19 protein-coding genes are annotated in these 24,229 nt (G+C 71.3%); 4 read left to right on the top strand and 15 right to left on the bottom strand.

Annotation, left to right across the window (positions count from 1 at the left end; translation table 11 throughout):
- Positions 1-24 precede the first annotated feature (24 nt).
- Together K3769_RS30575 and K3769_RS30570 are read left to right on the top strand one after the other, a co-directional pair.
- Entirely contained in the window at positions 25-1,062 is a 1,038-nt protein-coding gene (locus K3769_RS30575) for an SPFH domain-containing protein (RefSeq protein WP_267029480.1), read from the top strand.
- Entirely contained in the window at positions 1,059-1,979 is a 921-nt protein-coding gene (locus K3769_RS30570; RefSeq protein ID WP_267029479.1) for a ferredoxin reductase domain-containing protein, read from the top strand. The genes K3769_RS30575 and K3769_RS30570 overlap by 4 nt, the downstream gene beginning before the upstream one ends.
- Before the next feature lie 32 nt (positions 1,980-2,011).
- Here the strand turns inward: K3769_RS30570 and K3769_RS30565 are convergent, their stop codons facing one another.
- The 13 genes from K3769_RS30565 to K3769_RS30505 form a co-directional block, all read right to left on the bottom strand.
- Positions 2,012-3,721, bottom strand: a complete 1,710-nt coding sequence (locus K3769_RS30565) for an HEXXH motif domain-containing protein (protein WP_267029478.1) — start codon at positions 3,719-3,721, stop codon at positions 2,012-2,014.
- Between the two features lie 50 nt (positions 3,722-3,771).
- Positions 3,772-4,002, bottom strand: coding sequence for a hypothetical protein (locus K3769_RS30560; RefSeq protein WP_267029477.1), 231 nt, complete (start codon positions 4,000-4,002; stop codon positions 3,772-3,774).
- Between the two features lie 100 nt (positions 4,003-4,102).
- Positions 4,103-5,227: a caspase family protein gene (locus K3769_RS30555; protein WP_267029476.1), complete on the bottom strand. Its 1,125-nt coding sequence runs from the start codon at positions 5,225-5,227 to the stop codon at positions 4,103-4,105.
- Complete coding sequence (locus K3769_RS30550; RefSeq protein ID WP_267029475.1) at positions 5,224-6,396, bottom strand: alpha/beta fold hydrolase; 1,173 nt, start codon at positions 6,394-6,396, stop codon at positions 5,224-5,226. The genes K3769_RS30555 and K3769_RS30550 overlap by 4 nt, the downstream gene beginning before the upstream one ends.
- 112 nt (positions 6,397-6,508) lie before the next feature.
- Positions 6,509-10,978: an FxSxx-COOH system tetratricopeptide repeat protein gene (fxsT, locus tag K3769_RS30545; RefSeq protein ID WP_267029474.1), complete on the bottom strand. Its 4,470-nt coding sequence runs from the start codon at positions 10,976-10,978 to the stop codon at positions 6,509-6,511.
- A 1-nt stretch (position 10,979) separates the two neighbouring features.
- A complete protein-coding gene (locus K3769_RS30540; RefSeq protein ID WP_267029473.1) occupies positions 10,980-12,089 on the bottom strand; it encodes an AAA family ATPase in 1,110 nt (369 codons plus the stop codon).
- Complete coding sequence (locus K3769_RS30535; RefSeq protein ID WP_267029472.1) at positions 12,086-13,621, bottom strand: VMAP-C domain-containing protein; 1,536 nt, start codon at positions 13,619-13,621, stop codon at positions 12,086-12,088. The genes K3769_RS30540 and K3769_RS30535 overlap by 4 nt, the downstream gene beginning before the upstream one ends.
- A 166-nt stretch (positions 13,622-13,787) precedes the next feature.
- Positions 13,788-16,382: a polynucleotide kinase-phosphatase gene (locus K3769_RS30530; protein ID WP_267029471.1), complete on the bottom strand. Its 2,595-nt coding sequence runs from the start codon at positions 16,380-16,382 to the stop codon at positions 13,788-13,790.
- On the bottom strand, positions 16,379-17,869 hold the full coding sequence (locus tag K3769_RS30525) for a 3' terminal RNA ribose 2'-O-methyltransferase Hen1 (protein WP_267029470.1): 1,491 nt from the start codon (positions 17,867-17,869) through the stop codon (positions 16,379-16,381). Before K3769_RS30525 ends, K3769_RS30530 begins: the two co-directional genes overlap by 4 nt.
- A 151-nt stretch (positions 17,870-18,020) precedes the next feature.
- Positions 18,021-18,941, bottom strand: coding sequence for an LLM class F420-dependent oxidoreductase (locus K3769_RS30520; RefSeq protein ID WP_267029469.1), 921 nt, complete (start codon positions 18,939-18,941; stop codon positions 18,021-18,023).
- A 74-nt stretch (positions 18,942-19,015) separates the two neighbouring features.
- The gene (locus tag K3769_RS30515) at positions 19,016-19,477 is read right to left on the bottom strand and encodes a DUF6099 family protein (protein WP_267029468.1); all 462 of its coding nucleotides are present in this window, start codon (positions 19,475-19,477) and stop codon (positions 19,016-19,018) included.
- A gap of 246 nt (positions 19,478-19,723) precedes the next feature.
- On the bottom strand, positions 19,724-20,050 hold the full coding sequence (locus K3769_RS30510; protein ID WP_267029467.1) for a nucleotide pyrophosphohydrolase: 327 nt from the start codon (positions 20,048-20,050) through the stop codon (positions 19,724-19,726).
- Positions 20,051-20,147: 97 nt separating this feature from the next.
- A complete protein-coding gene (locus tag K3769_RS30505) occupies positions 20,148-20,537 on the bottom strand; it encodes a cell division protein SepF (RefSeq protein WP_267031608.1) in 390 nt (129 codons plus the stop codon).
- A gap of 230 nt (positions 20,538-20,767) precedes the next feature.
- Here K3769_RS30505 and K3769_RS30500 point away from each other — a divergent pair, with 230 nt between their 5' ends.
- On the top strand, positions 20,768-21,223 hold the full coding sequence (locus K3769_RS30500; protein ID WP_267029466.1) for a Fur family transcriptional regulator: 456 nt from the start codon (positions 20,768-20,770) through the stop codon (positions 21,221-21,223).
- A gap of 54 nt (positions 21,224-21,277) precedes the next feature.
- Complete coding sequence (katG, locus tag K3769_RS30495; protein ID WP_267029465.1) at positions 21,278-23,509, top strand: catalase/peroxidase HPI; 2,232 nt, start codon at positions 21,278-21,280, stop codon at positions 23,507-23,509.
- Positions 23,510-23,608: 99 nt separating this feature from the next.
- On the opposite strand, the gene K3769_RS30490 is transcribed toward katG, so the two are convergent.
- Both K3769_RS30490 and K3769_RS30485 read right to left on the bottom strand, forming a co-directional pair.
- Positions 23,609-23,953 carry a DUF3140 domain-containing protein gene (locus K3769_RS30490; protein WP_267029464.1) on the bottom strand — a complete coding sequence of 115 codons (345 nt, stop codon included), beginning with the start codon at positions 23,951-23,953 and terminating at the stop codon, positions 23,609-23,611.
- Complete coding sequence (locus tag K3769_RS30485) at positions 23,950-24,177, bottom strand: hypervirulence associated TUDOR domain-containing protein (RefSeq protein WP_267029463.1); 228 nt, start codon at positions 24,175-24,177, stop codon at positions 23,950-23,952. Before K3769_RS30485 ends, K3769_RS30490 begins: the two co-directional genes overlap by 4 nt.
- Positions 24,178-24,229: the final 52 nt, after the last annotated feature.

Genomic DNA, 24,229 nt, shown 5'->3' with positions numbered 1-24,229 from the left:
ATCGAGGGGGAACGAGGGAATCCGATGGCCGACATCACCCGGCGCCTGGGCTGGCGCCACCTGCGCGGCGCTCCGACCGCGCACATCCGGCACCACTGCGGCGAGGAGCTGCTGCACGACGGCCCCGGACTCAGCTTCTGGTACCGCGCGCTGAGCGCCGCGCTGTCCGAAGTACCGGTGGACGACCGCGAGTTGGCGATGACCTTCCACGCCCGTACGTCCGACTTCCAGGACATCGCGGTACAGGCGACCGTCACCTACCGGGTCAGCGACCCGGCGCTCGCCTCCGCACGCCTGGACTTCTCCATCGACCCCGACACCGGGATCTGGCGGGGCGCGCCGCTGGAGCAGCTGGGCACGCTGCTGACCGAGTCGGCCCAGCAGCACGCCCTGGACGTACTGGCCCGTACGACCCTGGCGTCGGCGCTGGTCGACGGCGTGGCGTCGGTACGGGAGCGGGTCGCGGCGGGGCTGGCGGCGGAGCCGCGGCTGCCCGCGACCGGTATCGAGGTCGTCGCCGTGCGCGTGGTGGCCCTTCGCCCGGAGCCGGAGGTGGAGCGGGCCCTGCGCACCCCGGCCCGCGAACAGATCCAGCAGGAGGCGGACCGCGCGACGTACGAGCGGCGGGCCGTGGCCGTCGAGCGGGAACGGGCGATCGCCGAGAACGAACTGGCGAGCCAGATCGAACTCGCCCGGCGCGAGGAGCAGTTGGTCGAGCAGCGCGGCACGAACACGCGGCGGGAGGCCGAGGAGCACGCGGCGGCGGACGCGGTACGCGCCGAGGCCGAGGCGGCCCGGACGGTGAAGCTGGCCGGGGCGGAGGCCGAACGGTCCGTGCGGCTCGCACGGGCGGAGGCGCAGGCGGCGCGCGAGGTCGGGGAGGCGCGGGCGCAGGCGCAGGCGGCCTGGCTGCGGGTGCACGCCGACGTCGACGTCAGCACGCTGCACGCGCTGACCGGGTCGCGGCTCGCGGAGAACCTGCCGAGCATCGACAGCCTGACCATCTCGCCGGACGTGCTGACCGGCCTGCTGGCCAAGCTGGGCGTCCGGGACGACGCATGAGCCTCGCCCCGCGGATCGTGCTGGTCCACCGCACCACGGAGTACGAGGAGTTGGTGGCCCACCACGGTACGCACGGGCAGGCCGCCTTCTTCCTCTCCTCCCGGGGCCGGGACATCGAGGAGGTCGCCGAACGCCACCGCCGCACCAGGCGCGCGCTGTCGGACGTGACCGCGGCGATCCCCCTGACCTGGCGTCAGAGCCGGGTCGAACGCACCGACCTGGACCGCTTCCTGTTCGCCCCGGAGGACGTGGTGGTCGTGGTGGGCCAGGACGGCCTGGTGGCGAACGCGGCCAAGTACCTCACCGGGCAGCCGGTGGTGGGCATCGACGCCGACCCCGGCCGCAACGCGGGCGTCCTGGTACGCCACCGCCCGGCGGACGCGGCCCGTCTGCTGCCCGCGGCGCTCGCCGCCGGCACGGGGACGGAGGAGCTCACCATGGTCGAGGCGGTCGCCGACGACACACAGCGCCTGCTCGCCCTGAACGAGATCTACGTGGGCGCGGCGGGACACCAGACGGCCCGGTACCGCCTGGCCGTGGAGGCGGGCGGAGCCTCCTCCTCCAAGCCGCAGGCCCCCTCCGAGGCGCAGGCCTCCTCCGGGGTCCTGGTGGGGACGGGGACGGGCGCGACGGGGTGGATCAGGTCGGTGTGGCAGGAGAGGGGCAACCCCCTGCCCCTCCCCCGCCCCACGGAGGACCGCCTGGTGTGGTGCGTACGAGAGGCCTGGCCGTCCCCGACGACCGGCACGTCCCAGGTGGCGGGCCAGCTGTCGGCCACGTCCCACCTCACCCTCACCGCCGAGTCCGAACGCCTGATCGCCTTCGGGGACGGAATGGAGGGCGACGCCCTGGAACTCACATGGGGACAGTCGGTGCGGGTGGGGGTGTGCGGGCGACGGTTGCGGTTGGTGGGGTGAGCCGGGCACGGACCACTGGTCCGCTCAGCGGCTCATCGGCTCAGCGGCTGGAGCAGTTCGGGCCGGGCCAGCATCCTGCGGGACACCCGGCCGCCACCGAGGGTGGCGCGGGCGACGATCCAGCCGGCGAGGATGTGCGGTTCCGCCGAGTCGGCGGTGAGGATGTCCCCGTACCGGGCGAGCGCGGCTGCCGGATCACCGGCGGCGAGATACTCGTCGGCGGTACGCGGCACTGCGGGCGGAGTCGCGAAGGCGTAGGTGCGGCTGTCGGACCAGGACGTCCGCTCGGTGCGGAGCACGAGCGTGTCCGCTGACGCCGACGACATCTGCCCGGGCAGCACGTTGCGCAGTCGCCATTCGGTGCGGTGCAGGGCCGCGGCCGTGCGGGCCCTGGCGAGAGCGGTCGCCGGGACGGGCTCACGCAGCCAGCCGTCGAGCGTGCGGGCGAGCCCCGCCGCGAAGGCCCTGCCCTGGACGGTCATCCGACCGCTCGTCAGCAGGGTGCGCACGACGAGACGGCTCTGCGTCCGGCGCAGCGCGAAGTGGTAGCCGGCCACCTCCGCCTCCTCGGGCCGCCGGGCCTCGGCGAGGCGGTCGCGCCAGAAGCCCGCGACGCCCGTGAAGGCGTACGCGCCGTGCAGCAGGCCGGTGAGGTGTCGGGGGTCGCCGCGCCACGGAGCGTAGTAGCGCTCCTCGCGGTCGTCGTCGAGCAGCGGGAACAGATGGAGCAGGGCGGCCAGTTTGCTGTGCTGGAACTCGTGCACCAGCGTTTCGGCGAGCGCGAGGGCACCGGCGGGCCGGGCGATGACCATGGCGGCGTAGGAGTCGCCACTGGAGGCGGAGAGCCGCACGGTGGGCGGGGCCTCGGGAAGTGCGGTGGTACGGCCCCATGGCACCACGGCGCGGATCTCGGCGGCGTCCAGGCGACCGGGCCCGTCCGTACCGCCGGCGGAGACGATCAGAGCGGACTCCTCGAACAGCCGCTGCCATGCGGTCGCTTCCCCGGCGTGGAGCCGGGCGGGCGCGAGGGGGTCGTCGAGGTCGCGGTAGGGGTCGAGGTCGTCCAGGGTGACGGAGGCTGTTCCCGACGGCCGCCGGAGCGTGAGGACGCGCAGCGGCGTCCAGTGCGGGTCGATGTCGGGTACGGCCCCCGCAGTGCCCACGAGTACGGCGGTGGGACGGCGGAGGACGACAGGCGGGCTGTCCACCACCTCCGACGTGAGCGTCAGCTCGCCGCCGCGCACGTTCGCCCGGCCGGCCGACGGCCCGCGTGGTGCGCCGGGCAGCCGCGCCAGGCCCAGGGAGGGAAGGACGAGGGCGCCGTCGAGGAGCGGCACCTTCAGGTCGGCGTCCGTGCCGGCCCGCAGAGCCGCCGCCACGGCCAGCGCGCTGAGGTGGCCTGTCTCGACCCACAGGGGCGGACCGCCCGCAGCGCTGCCGTGCAGACGGCGCAGTACGTGGCCGAGCCAGCCGCCGGTCTGCGGGGCGAGAAGCAGCCGGTCGACGGGTCCGGGGGCCCGGTCCGCGGCGGCCTTGAGGGTTCGCCACGCGTCGGCGGGAGTGTCGAGCGGTGTGGGCAGTGTGCCGAGGCGGACGAGCAGGGTGCGCAGAAGCAGCAGTCTGCGGGCGCGTTCACTGCGCGCCAGAAAGGTCAGGGCGTCGGCCGAACTCCCGCCGGTGGCCAGCTCGTTGAAAAGCCGCCCCGGCATGCGAAGCGGGAGGTCCGACTGCTTGCTGGTCATTCGCGGGGCCTCCGGTCGGGCGGACGGACGCGCTTCGGGCGCGGGGACCGTCATTCCGCTCTGCCTTGCGGTTCACCTCCGCCTTTTACGCTGTCCCGGGCGCGCAGAACCTCGGCGAGCACACGGGAGTCCTCGCCGAGCGGAGGGAGACCGTCGAGGGCGGCCAGTGACAGCGTCGCGAGGTCGGGCAGCTCGGACTCCCAGTCGTGGGCACCGTCTGCCGTGACGACCGGCTCGCGGGCGGCGGCTTGAGCGTCGTGCAGAGCATGCGACTGGTCCAAGGCGCATCCCTTTCTCAGGCAGTGGCACTCGATGCCCCGCGTACTGTCCATCATGACGAACACAGCCCTTGTCGGAAAGCCGTACGATCACGCCACCGGATCAGCCCGGACGACGCCGTTGGGCATGGTATGTCGCGAATTCCCGCAGCGCGTCGGCGAGTTCCGCTCGTTTGTCGGTGTCGTCGTCGACGGACACCACGACGTCGAACAGCTCCCACAGATCCTCAGGCCGACGACGGCCGAGCGAGTTGAGGATGCCGGTGACATCGGTGCGGGCCTTGCTGTGACGGGGCAGCGTCGCATGGATCCGGGGGCCCAACGCGGCGACGATGGCCTGCCGTTCGACGGGATCGGCCGTCCAGTCGTAGGCCATGACCGCCTCCACCGCCCGGAGCAGCGGAGACAGGCCACGCTCCTGCGCCGGCGGCAGCGTCTCGGTCCGCTGCGGACTCCACAGCCGGATCTCGGGGTGCTGCAACGTCCGGCCCGCCTCGCGCAGCGCCGCCACGCGAACCCGCACGGCGGAAAAGAGTTCCTCCGGATCGGGCAGGGCGGGCAGCGCCCCGGCCCGCTCCGCGAGCAGGTCGAGCAGGATCTCGGAGAAGAGGCCGGTGGCGCGCACGGGATCGTTGGCCGCGGCCCGGCCTCGGCCCGCGGCCCGCAGCATCGCCTGCCGGTGTGCGAGGTTGCGCCGTCCCACCGGGAGGGCGTCGTCGGGCAGCGGGTCCCTGAAGGACAGCGCCTCTTCGAAGGTCTCGCAGGCGTCCACCAGCCACAGTTGCTCGGTCAGTGCGGGAACGGCGTCGCCGGCATACCGGGCCAGGGCGGTATCCAGATCGAGAGCCACCTTGTCCCCGGTGGTCGCGTCGGAGCACAGCAGCCGGAGGTGGTCCGCGCGGTCGAGAACCCCGTGGCCGCCCCACCACACCCACAGCACCTCGCCCTGGGCGGCGGCGAGTTCTCGTACGAGCGCGCGCCGCAGAGTCGCGTGGTCGGCGGGCCGGTAGGGGGTGTCGGGGGCGAACGGGGGCAAGGGTGCCAGGTGCAGGCGCAGTTGGGAGTCCGGCACTCCGGCGAGCTTCAGCAGTCGGTGGAACGCGAGGGCATCCCTGGCAGGTCCGGGCAGGTCCCACGCACCGCCCGCGCCGTACTGCTCGATGCCGACGATCAGGGCGTGCACCCGGCGCGGATCCTGCCCCTTCCCCGCCGCTTCCGGTCCGGTCACGGCAGCCGGTCCGCGATGTGCCGGTACACGTCGGGATGGGTCCAGTAGGCACTGTGGGACGCGGGAAACGGCTGACGGCTGTCGACGGCGGTGTCGGTGACCCGTTCGTCGAAGAGACCGGCGCCCAGGTAACTGAGCAGGTCGCGGCGGTCGTACAGATTCAGCCAGGGCGGGACGTGCGCCGGCAGGGGCGCGGGATGCACGAGAGAGGGCAGGGCGCCCAGCTCGTAGAGGAACGGTGCCTGCGAGCCCGCGGTGACCAGCAGGCAGACTTGTGGGAGCGGCGCGGTGACCAGCGTGTCCAGGGCGATGACCCCGCCGAGACTGTGACCGACGAGGGTGACGGGCGGTTCGAGGCCCGCGACCAGCTCGCGCAGGTCCGCCCGGACCGCCTCGCCCCTGCTGAGGTACCGCAGGACGTCCCCGGCCGCGGGATGGGCGGCCTCGGTCAGTGCCCGTCGGCGGTGTACGACTGCTCGGGAAGCGCCGCGGCCCACCAGTCGTAACAGCCCTGCTCCCAGACCTCGTTCCACGCCCTGGGGTGGTGCACCGAGCGCCTGGGCGACGCGGTCCACCACGGCGTCCCTGGTGTCACCGGTCGGGATGAGCGGATCGTCGGCCTCCAGCGCGTCGGCGACGGTCCTCGCGACCAGCCGGCGAGCCGCGACCGCCGCGAGTTCGTCGGGAGGCAGCGCTGTGGCCGCGGGACCCAGCAGGGGATGGGCCGCCAGCTCCGACGCGGCATCCGCCAGCCCGGGGCCGAGCTCGCCGGCGGGGCCGTCCCCCTGCGCGGCCAGCTTCTCCAGGAGGGCCTGTATCTGCTGTTCCTGGGGTACGGAGCCCGGCGGGCGCTCGGTGGCCGACGCCGTCTCCGCCGCCGCCAGGGCGAGTTCGGCGTCGGGGTCGGCGTACAGCACCGCCCAGGCGGACGTCTCGTCGTCCGGGCCCGACCCGGCCAAAACATCTCCGAGGCCACGCCCGGCGCCCGCCTCCGGCGGCAGGCTCAACCCGCCGCCGGCCAGCGTGGCACCGTGCGGACCGCCCCAGTAGTACGGCACGACACGAAGTCCGTCCCGCAGGGCCCCGAGCCCTGCGGCCACCCGCCCGGTCAGGGCCGAGAAACCAGGCTCGCGCACCCCGGTCCCATGAATGAACACAACGGTCGCCATGTGTCCCCCCCTGACGCCCCTCAAGGTTCCCGTACGGCTTCGTCCCTGTGATGACCGGTACCGCGTCCCGTTTCGGACGGCACGGCGTGCCGAGCCTGCCCGGGACGCCGTGTCACAGCGGCATCGGTGCGATGTCGCACTCGATCCGCCGACGCAGGCGGACCGCGACGAGCCACGGATGGTCCTCCCGGACCACTCGCCCGAAGCCCTGGACCGCTCGCCGCTCCATCTCGTCCGCCTCCGGCACTCGTCCCAGCCCTCTGAGGTCGAGTGCCAGGTTCGAGGCACAGGCAAGAGTGAGCGGGTGTTCAGCTCCCGCGGCCTCGGTCAGCAGCGGAAGACCGGCCTCGTCGATCTGGCGGGCCTGCTCGAAGTCCAGCAGCGCGTATGCCGAGTTCGCCTGACCGATGCTGACCGTCAGTGTCGTCACATGGTGGGCTCCGAGTGTCCGCGCGAGCTGGGTGGCGGCGTCGTCCTCGTACTCCTGCGCGAGGGCGAGATCCCCGAGACCCCGCAGGGTGGCGGCGAGGTTGGCCTTCATGAGCAGGGTGTAGGCGTGGGTGGGGCCGAAGCGCTTCGTGCAGCCGGCCAGAGTCGCCTCGCCCAGCGCACGCGAGCCGTCCAGGTCACCGGCGAGACGCCGGTCGACACTGACGTTGATGGCCATCGCCAGAGACTCGGGGTGGCTGCTCGTGTACCCGGCCACGAAAGCGTGCAGGGTCTCGTCGGAGAGCTTGGCCGCATCGGCGATCGCACCGTCCCGACGTCGGCAGACCGCCAGATTGCCGGCGATGCGCAGGGTGAGCGGGTGGTCGTCACCGAGGGCGGCGCGCGCTTGGCGGTGCACGTCCTCCTGGAACACGCGGGCGCCTGGGTAGTCCCCGCTCTCGCGCATGTCGAGCGCCAGGCCGTTGAGTGTGTTCAACGTGAGGAAGCTGGCAGGACCGAGCATCTCCTCGCGCAACCGTGCAGTCTCCTGATCCATGGGCAGCGCCTCACGGAACTGACCGCACAGCCGGAGGTCCACGCCCCAGCTGTGCGCGGCCCGCAAGGCGATCTCGTCGTCCAGTCCCAACTGGGCACGCGCACGTTCGGTGGCTTCCTGCCCGAGGTCACGGGCCTCCTCGAACCTGCCCTGGTAGCGTCGTGCGTCGGCCAGTTCGATCATGGAGTCGATGAGGTCCTCCTCCTCGACCACCCCTCGGCGCGAGAGCTCCAGCGCCTTTTCGTTGTGCTGGATGGACTCGGCGCCCTCACCGACAATACGCAGCAGGAACGCCAGGATCTTCGAGATGCGGATGACGTGGACGTCCTCCTCGCCGGAGGTGTCGAGCCATGCGGTGTGGGCCTGCCGCGCGAGGGCGGCGGCACCTTCGTGGTCACCCCAGAAGTAGAGGAACAGCGTGGTGTCGTAGACCAGTTCACGGACATCCCTGTCCGTGTTCGTCACAGCCTGGGAGCTCAGCACGTGCGGTAGCAGCGCCTGATAGGCGGGCCATTCCTGCGACGATGCGTAGTGGCCGGGTTTGGCCGCCGACAGAAGCTGGTGGGCCGCGTTTTGCATACGCTCACGTTCCTCGGGCCCCTGCTTGGCGAGGAGCACATTTTGCAGCAGACGGTGCATCTGGAGTGTGTTGGCTCGCAGGTCCAGTTTTACCAAGGAGAACTGGGTCAGGGCGCGAACGGCCCGGCCGCGTTTGATCGCCTCGCCGAGAATGGGGTCGATGTGGGGCGAGATGTCGATTCCGCGGCTCCTGCGCAGCAGCGAGAGCGGAATGGGCTCGGGGGCCATACAGGCGCAGATGTCCAGGAGTTCGCGCGCCCCGGGGCTGTTCTCCTTGATCCGCTCCAGCGAGATGTCCCACGCCGCGGCGACGGAGACCGGGTAGTCAGGGGCCGGGTCGAGGTGGAGGATCTCCGGACTGCGCCGGTCCAACAGGTCGATGTAGTCCTCGACGAGCATGCCCGTGACCGCGCGCCAGGCTCCCGCCTGCTCCACGGCGAGCGGCAGGTCGCCCAGGGCCCCGGCGAGCAGGTCGGCATCCTCCGCGGAGAGGTCCGGGGAACGCTTCTGAAGAAGCTCAACCGATTCCTGCCTCTCGAACACGTTCACCTGAAGAGGCGACGCCACTCGTTCCCATTCGGGGTTCCGCGACGTGACAATGATCTTTCCAGGGCCGTTCCCGGGGAAAAAGCGGCGAACCAGTTCGATATTCTCGGCATTGTCGAAAATCAGCAGCCATTTGTCGTACGGCGACCCCGTGCGCAGCGCTTCGAGGACAGCCGGTACGGCCGTGTTGGCGGCCGGGGCGTTGCTTCCGTCCTGGCCCGCGGGGGTCACGCGCAGACGGACGGCCAGACCCGCGAGTGCCGTCAGGATCAGGCTCTCCCGCTCGGCCGGAATCCAGCAGATCACGTTGTATTCCCGCTGGTGACGGTAGACGTATTCCAGCGCGAGCTGCGATTTCCCCACCCCACCAAGCCCGTGCAGCGCATGCGGCAGCACAGCGGCGGTGTCCTGGGTGTCCAGCCGCCTCTCCACCGCCTGGAGGAGCTCCGTCCGGCCCACGAACGAGGTGTTCCGCAACGGAACGTTCACCATGAGAGCCGGCGTTCCGATCGCCGGTGTTCCGGTCGCCGGTGTTCCGGCCGCGCTGCTCGGCATGGGGGGCTCAGCCTCCGGGGACTCGGGTAGGGATGTTTCGGTAACCGGGCTCGCCACATGCTCTCCAGGTGGATCAGGATCGGGGACTCTCGACTCGGGTTTCTCACTGCCCGATCCCGCACCGGACGAAGCACCAGAAACGGCAGGTTTTGCTACAGCGGCCGCGAATCGTGGCGCATGCGGTGCAATGCGTTGTGCACGTTCGGAGTAACGACGACCGGACAGTGCGCGCAGGGCGGCCAACTGCGTCAGTACCCAGGCCCGCTCCGCGGGGTCGGGCAGCGCGGCGCCTTCCGGATCACGCAGCGCGTCGCGCAGCGCCACGCCCTGCTCGCCGGCCGCCGGAAGGGCGCTCAGTGCGTCGACCGTCAGGTGGAGATCGGTTCGGGTCACGGTCGCGAGGAGCTCTTCCCGGATCCCGTCGGCGAACTCCGGCTGCTCGTCGCCGGCCCCGTTCCAGTCGATCAGACCGCCCATCAGGATCTCGGCGAGATCGTCGACGCCGGTGGCCGGCGTGACCCGTTTGCGGTACTGGTCGACCAGTTCCAGGTCGAAGGGCATGGCGGCCATGTGCGACGCCATCCGGCGCGCGGCCGGAGACGCGAGACCGAAGAAGCGGCGCACCGCGTCCGGCGCGGCGCCGGCGTGCCCTGGGGCGTCCAGCCCCGGCGCGGGCGCACCCTTCGTGAGGGCGCCGGCCAGGACGACGGGCAGCTCGCGGGACACCCCGTGCATCCCCGTGACGAGGTCGGCCCAGGCGGCGATCGACGCGGGCTTGCGGGACAGCACAGGTACGGGAACGGCACCGTCGCCCCGCTCCGGCAGCGGACGCATCGGGTCGGGACCGTGGGCGGGCGGCCGGTACTCCAGGCTCTCGTTGGTCGCGCCGAATCCCCCGGCGGCGAGCAACGCCTGATGAGGGTCGAGCGAGGTGCGGTGGCGCAGGTGGGGCGGCAGCAGGTGGACGAGCGCGGTGGGGCCCGCCCGGCCCAGACGGCTGAGCAGCGTGTCGGCCGCGGAGCCCGCCCAGCCGTGGGCCAGACCGTCGGTGACGACCAGGAACACGCGATCGCCGCTTCCGTCGAGCAGTTCGGCGGGGTCGGCGGGAGCCTGGTCCGCGCCGCGGCGCACGGTCGCTTTTCCGGCGCGCGGAACCGCGACCCGGACGACACGCACGGCGCGGAAGGCCCCGCTCTCCTCGGCCGCCTGCGCCAGCCGAATGGCCCAGTCGCTCCAGATCCGCATGGTGGGCGCGTCGTCGATCAGCAGAACAAGGTCGAAGGACGATGTCAGGGCCGGTTTGAGGAAGGGCAGCCACAGCCCGTCGACGATGCCTCGCTCAGCGGTGGTCTCCTCGTCCAGCTCTTTGGCGAGCCTGGACGGAACACGGCGGCCGAGCCCGTGCAGGGAACGCGCGAGCCGGGCCGTCTCCCTGCCCGGAGCCGGTCCTGCGGGCGACGATCCCGCGTCGGGCAGCAGCGGCCCGCCGACACGCAGGACCTCGAACCCCTCGGGATCGGATAAGAGCCGAGGCCGCGTCGTCGCGTCCTCGAAAGCACCGCCCGGCAACGAAACGGGCCGGATCGACGGTTCGCCGGAGCGACCTCCGTCACCGGAGGTGGCCTCGGGCGGCTGCTGTACGGGGTCGGAGGCCGACGGGCCGCTGTGCGGAAGCCGAACCGTGCCGCCGGCCGCACCCGGTGGGGCAGGAGTTCCGCCACCGGCTTCGGCGCCCGGGTCGGGGCCGTGCCGTGCGTGACGTTCCCAGTGGGCCGCGAGCCATACGGCGTCGGCCAGCTCTTTCCAGTGCGGTGCGGGGTCCGCGTCGGCTTCGGGCAACGCCGAGCGGGACGACGCCCCGGTGCTGGGGTTCCCGTCGCCGTGCCCGGATGAGCGCTGCCAGTGAACGCCGGTCAATTCAGCGGCCCTTCGCGAGATCGCGGAGGAGCATTTCAACGAGCTTACGCCCGGCAGCATCGACCTGGGAACCACTCAGAGTAGTCAACTGCACCGCGTTCAGCAACTGATCGAGGGAATGGGTACCTCCACCCCCCACCCGGTGCAGGTAGTCGTCGACCAGGGACTCGGCGCCCTCCGGAAGCTCCCTCAGATGGCTCACCACGATGGCCAGAAGCTGCTCCCTCGTGGGCGACTGCAGCTCCAGCGGGAGGCAGCGCCGGCGGAACGCCGCCGGGAACTCCCTCTCCCCGTTACTGGTGATCACGACGACGGGGAACTCCCGGCACTCGATCCTGCCGTCGCGCACCACGGCATGTCCGCCCGGGTCGCTGGTGTGCACGACGGCCGACTCGGCGGCGTCGCGCACCAGTTCCGGGATCTCATAACTTCCGTTCTCCAAAACGTGCAGCAGGTCGTTGGGCAGATCGATATCGCTTTTGTCCAGCTCGTCCACGAGCAGGACTCGGGGACGATCGTAGGGCAGCAGAGCCGTCCCCAGGGCGCCCAGAGTAATGAACTCACCAATTTTTGGCGCCTGTTGACGATTTTCCGAGGCCGCGCGCCCCCTCCCGTCGGCAGTCGCGCCATCCGTGCCGTCGGCACTGTCGGAGAACTCCGCCGCGTCCTCGCCCCGGAGTCCCGCCCGCCACGCCGCGATCGCCTGTGCGCGTCCGAGAGCGTCGTACGTGTGCAGGCCGTCGCGCAGGGCGGTGCGGCTGACGATGCTCCATTCGAGGACCCGCCCCAGGCCGAGTTCCCGCGCGACGAGATAGGCGAGGGTGGACTTTCCGATGCCGGGAGGCCCGGTCACCAGCAGCGGCCGGCGCAGCACCAGGGCCGCGTTGACGATGTCGGTCTCCCTGGCTCCGAGCTGCTGGATCACACCACTGGTCCCCAGCCGCCGCAGTGCGGCCTCCGTGTCGTCCGGCGGAGCGGGCTGGGGCGGCCCGCCGCGGAACCGCCGCCACGGCGGAGGCTCGGGCAGCCGCGACGGGGACGCGTCGGGGGCGCGTCCGGTGGCGTGGAAGACGCGCCAGTCGCTGGGGGCCGTCTGCTCCAGTTCGGTCATGTCGGTGCCTCCTTGCCGTCGGTAAGGTCCTGGTCGAAATCATGGAAGTCGACGCGACGATTCGGGTCGTCCCAGAAGAAGGCGACGTGACGCCCCAGCAGAAGGGGCCGGCTGTCGTTGAGCGCGGCCTTGAGGCGCAGACGGTGGATGGCCATGGGGATCTGTGTGGGCGTCGGCACTGACGCGAACACGGCAGTCAGCACTTCCCGCCGCTCCTCAAGGAAAACACCCCGGCGATCCCACAGGGCAAGCCCGATCCCCTCGGCGATGGCAGCCTTGAGCGCCGCCAAGGGCGAGGCGGAACCGGGAGCGTCCATGACCACCGCCGTGGGACCGCTCTCCCCGGCCAGTACGGTTCCCCACTCGTCCAGCCGCCTGACGTCGGACTCGCTCCAGCCGTGCACCACGACGCCACGCTCACCGAGACCGCGCCAGCGCTCCCGCCACTGCTGCTGGACCCGTACATCGGTGGTACGCATCCGTTCCAGGCTGCGTAGGTGCACCGGGTACTTCAGAGCGAGCGGTAACGGCCCTGCGTCACCGATATGAAGCCTCAACCCGGCTACATCATGGTTGAGGAGGTCATACGGAAGGACGAACTCCACGTACGGCGGCGCTTGGGCGCGTCCACCCGAGGGCGACTCGTGCTCATCCGTCCACAGGCGGGCCTCCTGCCACAGGGCCCGCTCGACAGCCGGGCCGAGCGCATCGAGACGGGTGGTCGCGGGTTCGCCGGGCTGCGGGTTCCACCGGCCGGGGGTCGTGTTGAGCCAGGAACGGACCATGACCTCGTCCGACCCGTCCCGCGCTGGCTCTACTGACACGACCAGGCAGCGGGGGATCGCCGGGTCGTACTCGGCGGCGGCACGCCGTACCCGGCGCCGCTCCAGTTCTTCGGACAGGTCCGCTTCCCGAGCCCACTCCTTGGCCCAGCCGGCCAGCGCGGTCCGGTGATCGGATGCCCCGGCGAGTGCGCCTGCCAGGTCCATGAGCAGGACGGCGGGGGGAAGGCCGTCCGACTGGACATTCAACTCGACCACAAACGTGAAGAGTTGCTCGACGGAAAGTCCCATCGGCAGGTCCAGGCCGTTCAGCTCCAGGACCAGTTCGTCCCGTAATCGCATCGACGGCACGTCGCCCTTGGCAGCGTCCAGATGACTGCGCGCGGCGCGCTGGTCCTCCTTGGACAGCGGGCCGGACGGCATCGCGTCCGCCACCGAGCGGACCACCGGGGAGAAAAGCCGCTCCAACTCGGTGGCCGCCATGGGCCCTTCGTAAACCCGCACCACCAAGAGAAGTACGCGTTCTCCCCCTGCCACGCTCAATGAGATGCGGGCGAAAAGAGCGGCGTCGTCACGGAGTCTGACGCCCCGCGCCTCGACGGGTCTGCCCAGGTGCTCTCCGAGCACCTGGCCGAACTGCACACGCGTCTGAGCGTCGTCCAGGCAGCTCAGTTCGCACAGGGCTTCCGTCAGCTCGGCCAGCAGCTCAAGTCCCCGCACCCGGCCGGGTTCGTTCCCGGGCTCGCCCAATCCCGCGACTGTCCCCACCGACTGTCCCCCATGAGTCGGTACACCTGCTGGATCGGCCTGCGAACATAGCACGGCAACTGACGGTTAACCAGGTGCCCTTGCGGGCGCGTGCTGCGGGCGCGGCGCGACTGGTCCGTCGCGCCGCCTGCCTGTCGGCATCCGGCACCTACAACCGAGGGTCCACCGGCTCCGACTCCAGTGCCAGCACCCCGAACACGGCCTCGTGCACCCGCCACAGGGGCTCGCCCTCGGCGAGGCGGTCCAGGGACTCCAGGCCCAGGGCGTACTCGCGCAGGGCGAGGGAGCGCTTGTGGTCGAGGGAGCGTCCGCGCAGGCGGTCGAGGTTCTCCGGGCGGGTGTACTCCGGGCCGTAGATGATCCGCAGGTACTCCCGGCCCCGGCACTTGATGCCCGGCTGGACCAGCCGGCCCTTCGCGGTGCGGGCCAGGGCCTGGACGGGCTTGACCACCATGCCCTCGCCGCCGCGGCCGGTCATCTCCAGCCACCAGTCGACCCCGGCCCGGACCGACGCCGGGTCGGCCGTGTCGACGAACAGGCGCCGGGTGGTGCCCAGGAGCCCGGACGCATCGGCCGTCACCAGCCGGTCGATCAGGGCGAGCTGCTCGTCGTGCGGTACGGCCGCCAGGCTCCGGCCCTGGGTGGCGAGGATCTGGAAGGGGGCGAGCCGCACCCCCTCCAGACCGGTCGTGGGCCAGCAGTACCGCCGGTACGCGTCGGTGAAGGCAGCCGCGTCGGCGGCCCGTTCGCGCTGCCCGGTCAGCAGGTCCCCCACCTCGACGCCCCGCGCCGCCGCCCCCTCCAGCGCGCCCAGCGCACTCGGGAACACCGCGCCGGCCGCGGCGCCCACCGCCGCGTACTGCGAGCGCAGCAGGCCGGAGGCCTTGAGCGACCAGGGCAGCAGCTCGGCGTCGAGCAGCAGCCAGTCCGTCGCCAGTTCCTCCCACAGTCCGGCCTCCGTGGCGGCCTCCCGCACCCGGCCGAGGACCTCCTCGGTGAGGGAGACACCCCCGGCGGAGCCCTCCGCCGGTTCCGCGAAGAAGGGGCGCCCGGTACGGGTGTACAGCGCGCCGGTGACCCCGGTCGTCGCCCCGAACCGTTCGCGCGCGGTCTCCGCGGTGCGGCACACCAGCGCCACCGCCCGCGACCCCATGTGCTTCTCCTCGCACACGACCCGCGCGACCCCGTCCGACCGGTACTGCTCGAACGCCTCCGCCGGGTGCTCCAGGAAGCCCTCGTCCGCGGCTCCGCCGGCGGCCTCCCGCCGCGCGGTGGCGGTGGGCGCCATCGTCGGCGGCAGGTACGGCATCAGGCGGGGGTCGACGGCGAAGCGGCTCATGACCTCCAGGGCCGCCGCCGCGTTCTCCTCGCGCACGGAGACGCGCCCCGCGTGCCGGGTCTCCACGACCCGGCGGCCGGATACGTCCGCGAGGTCGAGCGGCCGTCCCTCGCGACCGCCCGGCGCCTCGGAGGCCAGCGGCCTGGCCGGCTCGTACCAGACCTTCTCGGCCGGTACGTCGACGAGTTCGCGCTCCGGCCAGCGCAGCGCGGTCAGCTTGCCGCCGAAGACGGCTCCGGTGTCCAGGCAGATGGTGTTGTTGAGCCAGGTGGCCTCCGGCACGGGGGTGTGGCCGTAGACGACCGCCGCCCGGCCCCGGTAGTCCTCGGCCCACGGATAGCGCACGGGCAGCCCGAACTCGTCGGTCTCGCCGGTGGTCTCGCCGTACAGCGCGTGCGAGCGCACCCGGCCCGACGTACGGCCGTGGTACTTCTCGGGCAGGCCCGCGTGGCAGACGACGAGGCCGCCGCCGTCGAGGACGTAGTGGCTGACCAGCCCGTCCACGAACTCGCGTACCTGCTGCCGGAATTCGTCGCTCTCGCGCTCCATCTGCGCGATGGTCTCGGCGAGGCCGTGGGTGGGCTGCACCGTGCGGCCCCTGAGGTGGCGGCCGTACTTGTTCTCGTGGTTGCCCGGTACGCACAGGGCGTTGCCCGAGCCGACCATGGACATCACCCGGCGCAGGACGCCCGGCGAGTCGGGGCCGCGGTCGACGAGGTCGCCGACGAACACGGCCGTACGCCCGTCGGGGTGCACGCCGTCCACGTAGCCCAGCTTGGCGAGCAGCGACTCCAGTTCGGCGGAGCAGCCGTGGACGTCGCCGATGATGTCGAACGGTCCGGTGAGGTGGGTGAGGTCGTTGTACCGCTTCTCGGTGCGGACCTCGGCGCTCTCGGCCTCCTCCGCGCCCCGCAGGACGTGCACCTTCCGGAAGCCCTCGCGCTCCAGGTGCCGCAGTGAGCGGCGCAGTTCGCGGACGTGGCGCTGGATGACGCGGCGCGGGACGCCGGCGCGGTCGGTGCGTGCGGCGTTGCGTGCGACGCACACCTCCTCGGGCACGTCCAGCACGATGGCGATGGGCAGCACGTCGTGCTTCCTGGCGAGTTCGATCAGCTGCTTGCGGCTGTCGGACTGCACGCTGGTCGCGTCGACGACGGTGCGCCGGCCCGCCGCGAGGCGCTTGCCCGCGATGTAGCCGAGGACGTCGAAGGCGTCCTTGCTGGCGCTCTGGTCGTTCTCGTCGTCGGCGACGAGGCCCCGGCAGAAGTCCGACGAGATCACCTCGGTCGGCTTGAAGTGCCGCCGGGCGAAGGTGGACTTGCCCGAGCCGGACGCGCCGATCAGCACGACGAGGGAGAGGTCGGTGACGGGCAGCGTGCGCACCCTGGTCTCGTTGTCGCTCATGCGGCCTCCTCCTTCTTCGCGTCCTTCGTCGTGTCCGTCTTCGTGCTCCGGTCGCCCGCCGTGAAGACGGCCATCTGGGTCGGGGGCCCCACCTCGGGATCGTCGGGGCCCACCGGTGCGAACTCCACGCCGTACCCGTGCCGTTCGGCCACCTCGCCCGCCCACGCCCGGAACTGCGCCCGCGTCCACTCGAAGCGGTGGTCGCCGTGCCGGACCCGGCCGGCCGGGAGGGTGTCCCAGCGGACGTTGTACTCGACGTTCGGGGTCGTCACGATCACCGTCGCGGGGCGCGCGGAGCCGAAGACCGCGTACTCCAGGGCGGGCAGCCGCGGCAGTTCGAGGTGTTCGACGACCTCGCTGAGCACCGCCGCGTCGTACCCCTTGAGCCGCTTGTCGGTGTACGCGAGCGAGCCCTGGACGAGGCTGACGCGCTCGGACTGCCGCTCCCCCATCCGGTCCAGGCCGAGGCGACGGGCGGCGACGGTGAGGGCCCGCATCGACACGTCGACCCCGACGATCTCGGTGTACCGCGTGTCCTTCAGCAGCTCCTGCACCAACTGGCCCTGTCCGCAGCCGAGGTCGAGCACCCTGGTGGCGCCGGTCGCCCGCAGCGCGGCGACGATCGCGTCCCGGCGCCTGACGGCCAGCGGTACGGGCGCCTCCTCGGTGTCCGTCCGCTCGTCGACGGCGTTGTCGATCTCCTCGACGGCGCTGTCGTCCGTCTCGGCGAGCCGTACGAGTTCCAGGCGCTCCCTGGCCTGCCGGGTGAGCGTGGAACGGCGTGCCAGATAGCGGCTGGTGATCAGCTCCTGCTCCGGGTGGCCCGCGAGCCAGCCCTCACCGGCCCGCAGCAGCTTGTCCACCTCGTCGGAGGAGACCCAGTAGTGCTTGGCGTCGTCGAGCACCGGCAGCAGGACGTACAGGTGCCGCAGCGCGTCGGCGAGGAGCTGTTCCCCTTCGAGTACGAGGCTCACGTACCGGGAGTCGCCCCACTCGGGGAACTCCGTGTCCAGCGCCACCGGTTCCGCGCCCACCGTCCACCCGAGCGGCTCGAAGAGGGCGCGTACGAGACCGGGGCCCCCGTCGGCCGGCAGTGCGGGCACCTCGACGCGCAGCGGCAGCGGGCGCGCGGGCAGCTCCGGCCTCGCCCGGCAGGCGCCCTTCATGGCGCTGGAGAACACGCTGCTCAGCGCCATGGCGAGCAGTGAGGAGGCGGCGTACGGGCGGTCGTTGACGTACTGGGCGAGAGCCGCGTCCGGTGCTCCGCCACGGCCCCTGCCCCTGCCGCGTCTGACCAGTGCCACCGCGTCCAGCTCCAGGAGCAGCGCCGCCGTGCAGCGCTCCGCGCTCGCCTCGGGGTAGAAGACGTGCGCCCTGCCGTAGGAGGTGCTGAACTCCTGCGCTCTGTCGGGATGCTTGTGCAGGAGATGGCCGAGGTCGGTGGCGGGGCGCTCCGGGGCGCCGGTGGTACTGATCGTCAGGAACACTGATCTGCCTCGAAACGTCTTCTGAACTGCGGAAACCCAACCGTGTCCGCGCGCCCGCCCAACGTACCGCCAACGCTCCCGCCCCACGCAGGCATTTTCGGGGGCGCGGGGGCGTCGGCACGGCCCCGCGCCCCCTGCGGGGCACCGCCGCTCAGAGCTGGGTCTGGACCTGGGAGGAGATGAGCTCCAGGTGGTCCAGGTCGTCGAGGTCGAGGATCTGGAGGTAGACCCGCTGGGAGCCGATCTCCGCGAAACGGCCGATCCTGTCGACGACCTCGGCCGGGGAACCCGCCAGGCCGTTGGCCTTCAGCTCCTCCACCTCACGGCCGATCGCCGCCGCCCGGCGGGCCACCTCGGCGTCGTCCTTGCCCACACAGGCGACGAGCGCGTTCGAGTAGACGAGGTCGGAGCCCTTGCGGCCGGCCTGCTCCGCGGCGGCCCGCACCCGGCCGAACTGGCGCTCGCTGTCCTCGACGGACGCGAACGGCATGTTGAACTCGTCGGCGTACCGGCCCGCGAGGCGCGGGGTACGGGAGGCGCCGTGGCCGCCGATGAGCACCGGCACCCGGGACTGCGCGGGCTTGGGCAGCGCGGGTGAGTCGGTGAGCTGGTAGTGGGTGCCGTCGTAGGAGAAGGTCTCGCCGACCTTGGTCTCCCACAGCCCGGTGACGATCGCCAGCTGCTCCTCCAGGCGGGCGAACTTCTCCTTCGGGAACGGGATGCCGTACGCCTTGTGCTCCTCCTCGAACCAGCCCGCTCCCAGGCCCAGTTCGACCCGGCCGCCGGACATCTGGTCGACCTGGGCGACCTGGATCGCCAGGACGCCGGGCAGGCGGAAGGTGCCGGCGGTCATCAGGGTGCCGAGGCGGATCCGCTTGGTCTCGCGGGCGAGTCCGGCGAGGGTGATCCAGGCGTCCGTCGGGCCGGGGAGGCCGTCCGCGGAGCCCATGCGCAGATAGTGGTCGGAGCGGAAGAAGGCGTCGAAGCCGAGGTCCTCCGTGGCCTTGGCCACGGTGAGCAGCGTGTCGTAGGTCGCCCCTTGCTGGGGCTCGGTGAAGATTCGAAGATCCATGCCTCCATCCTGCACGGTCGTCATCCGGACGGCCCCGCCGACACCGGACCCGTCAGGGGCTCCGCCCCCGCCCGCTACCCCGCCGCCGCTCCCTGGTCCCGCACCGCGAGCCTGCGCAGCATCTCGAGAACCCGGTCCCGGGACTCGTCCGCCGCGTCGATCGCCTCCATGCACTGCCAGTACGTCGCCTCGTCCGCGGCGGCGCAGGCCACCCCGACCAGGGCGATCCCGACCTCCGCGAGCAGCCCGCCCAGTTCTAGGAGGGCTCCCCGCGCATCGCCCAGCTCGGACAGCCGCGCCGCCCGCAGACTGCTGACATCGAGCGCCGGAGCGCCCAGCACCCCGCACCCCCGGCCGGCCAGCTCCGTCAATCCCAGCGCCTCGCCCCGCAGCTCGGGAGGCCCGGACACCGCCAGCCGACTGCCTATCGCCTGGGCGAGGGCGTGGGCCTGCCAGGCCTCGGCCATGGTCTCGGAGGCGTCGCCGCTCCTCATCAGGGCACACCTGCTCGCGCCGATGAGCCGCACCGCATCCATCCACTGTCCCCGTCTGTCCCGACGCGTTGTGCACACGCCTGCCCGAACTCCGCCTGCCACTACCCAGAGTGAGCTGCCTCGGGACGAAAAGCCAGAGGAAGTCTGAAATCTGCGGACACGGAATCGAATATAAGCAGATCGACAACTCCGGAGAGTGACAATCGGAATTGTTGGTTCGTTTTTCGGCGCAAGGCAGGAGAGTTGGGCGCAGTTGGTCGAGTTGGCAGCGGGTCGGCCGGGGGCGGGTCACTCCTCCACCGGGAACCTCACCTCGTTCCGGTCGATCTTCGCGTCGAGTGCCGCCAGCGCGTCGACCCCGAGCACCTCGCACAGCTGGAGCAAGTACGCCAGCACGTCCGCGACTTCGTCCCTCACCCGAGGCGCCTTCTTCGGGTCGTCCATCACCCGGGCCGACTCCTCCGGTGTCAACCACTGGAAGATCTCGACGAGTTCGGACGCCTCCACGCTGAGCGCGGCCACGAGGTTCTTGGGCGTGTGGTAGAGCTCCCAGTTCCGCGCCGCGGCGAACACGGCCAGCCGTCGCTGCAGGGTCGCCACATCAAGTTCGGTCACGGTGCAAGGTCTACCACCGTCGTTCCGCGCACCCCGCCGCCCGGGACGCGCCGCCCACGGCCCGCGCGGTGCGCGGGGAACGGGGAACGGCGCGAGGTCACACGCCGGGAATCCCGGCCCCCTGCATCAGTCCCGCCACCTCGGTGCCCGGTGGAGTCAGCAGGAAGACGTTCTTGTCGACCCGGTGCATCCCGCTCGCGAGGCCGAAGACCACGCCCGTGCTGAAGTCGAGCACCCGCTTGGCGACGTCCGTCTCGGCGCTGGTGAGATCCAGGAGGACCGGGATACCGGCCATCAGGGTCTCGGCGACCTCGCGGGCGTCCGCGAAGATGGTGATGCGCAGCACCACGAAGCGGCGCCGCGTCTCGGTCTCCGCGTCCGGGAGCGCCCGGTGGCCGACCGCCGACGGCCAGGCGTCGCGGCCTCGCAGAGGAACTACCTGGGCGAGCCCTTCCCACTGTTCATCGGTGACGTCGTGGCTGTTCACCGGCTCCCCCCGCCCTGTCGTGCCCTGTGTGATGTCCTGCGTCGTGCCCTGCACCGTGCTGACCACCCGCACCAGCCGTTGCCCGGCCATTGTTGCGCATGGTCACCCGTTCGGCCGAATGCGACACGGTCCGCAGCCGACAGACCGTTCCAGGCGTGCACGGCCCGTACCTAAACCTGTACGGTTCGTTTACTTGAACTGTTCGTGTTTATGTCAGTAGGTTGGGGGCCATGACCGCACCCGGGACTCCGACGACCGCCGAAGAGCTGCGCGGTGCCGGCCTGCGGGTGACGGCCGCCCGTGTCGCGCTGCTCGAAACCGTCCGGGCGGGTGATCATCTCGGTGTGGAGGCCATCGCCACCGAGGTACGGGCCCGTGTGGGCCACATCTCGCTGCAAGCCGTGTACGAGGCACTTCACGCGTTGACCACGGTGAAACTCGTCCGTCGCATCGAGCCGCCCGGCAGCCCGGCCCTCTTCGAGGGACGCGTCGGGGACAACCACCACCATCTCGTGTGCCGGTCGTGCGGAGTCGTCGCCGACGTCGACTGCGCGACCGGCCACGCCCCCTGCCTCACCGCGTCCCAGGACCACGGCTTCTCGGTCGACGAGGCCGAGGTCATCTACTGGGGCCTGTGCCCCGCCTGCGACACCGCTTCCCCCAGTCCCGCCGGCCTCAGTGCCTGAGCAAGTGATCCACCCCGTTGAGCATGTGATCCACCCCGTTCGGAAGGATTCCCCATGACCGAGAACCATGACGCGATCGTCACGGACCCGAAGCCGGAGGAGACCGGTGGCTGCCCGGTCGCGCACGGGCGCGCCCCGCATCCGACCCAGGGCGGGGGCAACCGTCAGTGGTGGCCCGAGCGCCTCAACCTGAAGATCCTTGCCAAGAACCCGGCCGTGGCGAACCCCCTCGGTGAGGAGTTCGACTACGCCGAGGCGTTCCAGAGCCTGGACCTTCCCGCGGTCAAGCGGGACATCGCGGAGGTTTTGACGACTTCGCAGGACTGGTGGCCCGCGGACTTCGGGAACTACGGCCCGCTGATGATCCGTATGGCGTGGCACAGTGCGGGCACGTACCGCATCAGTGACGGCCGTGGTGGCGCCGGCGCCGGTCAGCAGCGTTTCGCGCCGCTGAACAGCTGGCCGGACAACGTCAACCTCGACAAGGCCCGCCGTCTGCTGTGGCCGGTGAAGAAGAAGTACGGCCAGAGCCTGTCCTGGGCCGACCTGATGATCCTGACCGGCAACGTCGCCCTGGAGACCATGGGCTTTGAGACCTTCGGCTTCGCCGGTGGCCGCGCCGATGTGTGGGAGCCCGACGAGGACGTCTACTGGGGTCCTGAGACCACCTGGCTGGCCGACGAGCGCTACACCGGTGACCGTGAGCTGGAGAACCCGCTGGGCGCGGTCCAGATGGGTCTCATCTACGTCAACCCCGAGGGCCCCAACGGCAACCCGGACCCGGTCGCCTCGGCCCGCGACATCCGTGAGACGTTCCGCCGGATGGCGATGAACGACGAGGAGACGGTCGCCCTGATCGCGGGCGGTCACACCTTCGGCAAGACCCACGGCGCGGGCCCGGCGGACCACGTCGGCGACGACCCCGAGGCCGCCCCGCTGGAGGAGCAGGGCCTGGGCTGGAAGAGCAGCTACGGCAGCGGCAAGGGCGGCGACACCATCACCAGTGGCCTGGAGGTCACCTGGACGAGCACGCCCACCCGGTGGAGCAACGGCTTCTTCAAGAACCTCTTCGAGTACGAGTGGGAGCTCACCCAGAGCCCCGCGGGCGCGAACCAGTGGGTGGCCAGGGACGGCGCGGGCGCCGGGACGATCCCCGACGCCCACGACCCCTCCAAGAGCCACGCCCCGAAGATGCTCACCGCCGACCTGGCGCTGCGCTTCGACCCGGCGTACGAGGAGATCTCGCGCCGTTTCTACGAGAACCCCGACCAGTTCGCGGACGCCTTCGCCCGTGCCTGGTACAAGCTCACCCACCGTGACCTGGGCCCCAAGTCCCTCTACCTCGGCCCCGAGGTCCCCCAGGAGACCCTGCTGTGGCAGGACCCGCTCCCGGCCCTCACCCACGAGCTGATCGACACGGCGGACATCGCCGAGCTGAAGGAGCAGGTCCTTGCCTCGGGTCTGACGGTCTCCGAGCTCATCTCCACGGCGTGGGCTTCGGCCTCCACCTTCCGCGGCAGCGACAAGCGCGGCGGCGCCAACGGCGCCCGCATCCGCCTGCAGCCGCAGAGCGGCTGGGAGGTCAACAACCCCGACCAGCTCGCCCCGGTCCTGCGCACCCTCGAAGGCATCCAGTCGTCCTTCAACTCCGCGCAGCCGGGCGGCAAGCAGGTCTCCCTCGCCGACCTGATCGTCCTCGCCGGCGCGGCGGGCGTCGAGAAGGCGGCCAAGGACGGCGGCGTCGACATCGAGGTGCCGTTCACCCCGGGCCGCACCGACGCCTCCCAGGAGCAGACCGACATCGAGTCGTTCGCCGCGCTCGAGCCGACCGCCGACGGGTTCCGCAACTACCTCGGCAAGGGCAACAGCCTCCCCGCCGAGTTCCTGCTCCTCGACAAGGCCAACCTGCTGGGCCTCAGCGCCCCGGAGCTGACCGTCCTCGTCGGCGGTCTGCGGGTCCTGGGCGCCAACCACGGCCAGTCCACCCACGGCGTCTTCACCGACACCCCCGGCACCCTGACGAACGACTTCTTCGTCAACCTCCTGGACCTCGGCACGACGTGGACCTCCACCTCCGCCGACCAGACCGCCTTCGAAGGCCGCGACGCGTCCACCGGCCAGGTCAAGTGGACCGGCACACGCGCGGACCTCGTCTTCGGCTCGAACTCCGAGCTGCGCGCGCTGGCGGAGGTCTACGCGAGCGACGACGCGAAGGAGAAGTTCGTCAAGGACTTCGTCCAGGCATGGGTCAAGGTCTCCAACGCGGACCGCTTCGACCTGGTCTGAGCCCAGTAGCTCCCCAGGGATACATGCCCGGGTCGGTCCGTTCGGACCGGCCCGGGTTTCGCGTTCGACCACGCGGACGACCGTGCACCGGTGTCGTGCTCACGCCTTCGGGTCGTGGCCCCAGTTCATCAGCGAGTACCGCCACCGCGTGTCCGTGACGTCGCCCGAGGGGCGCTGCTCGAGGTGGCGGTGCACGTAGCCGACGACCTTGCGCATGTGGGCGACGTCGTCGTCGGTCAGGTCCGCCTTCTTCTTCTCCAGCAGGCGGACGATACGGCGCCCGGAGGCGTGCCCCACGCTCTCGCCGTCACCGTCCGACTGCCCCACGCTCTTCGAGTCGTCCGTGTCCAGCCACTTCTTGAGGGCGGCGGGCGTCATGTTGACGGCCTCGCCGAACTCCTTGACCGTGTCCGCACGGTCGGTGTCGGTCTGGCCGCCGCTCATGAGCCACCGCTCTTCTTGCGCAGCGACCCGGGCTTGTGGACGGCGTTGCGGCCGGACTTGTCGCTCTCGACCTCGTACTGCGGCTCGTCCTTCGAGGCGTCGACGTCGCGGCCCGCCACCTTCGCACGGCTCGTGATCTTCTTCTTCACCTTGCCGGGGACGGTCTGGCCATGACTGCTCCAGGAGACCTTGTCACCCTTGTTGAGCTTCTTGTCCTTCGCCACGATCCGCACGCTCCCTCGGTCTCGGCCCCGTCATGGACGACGTCATCACTTC

Source organism: Streptomyces ortus (genome assembly GCF_026341275.1).
GTDB classification, from domain to species: Bacteria; Actinomycetota; Actinomycetes; order Streptomycetales; family Streptomycetaceae; genus Streptomyces; species Streptomyces ortus.
The sequence above is the reverse complement of the archived record's forward strand: the minus strand, read 5'-3'. Positions and strand labels throughout refer to the sequence as shown.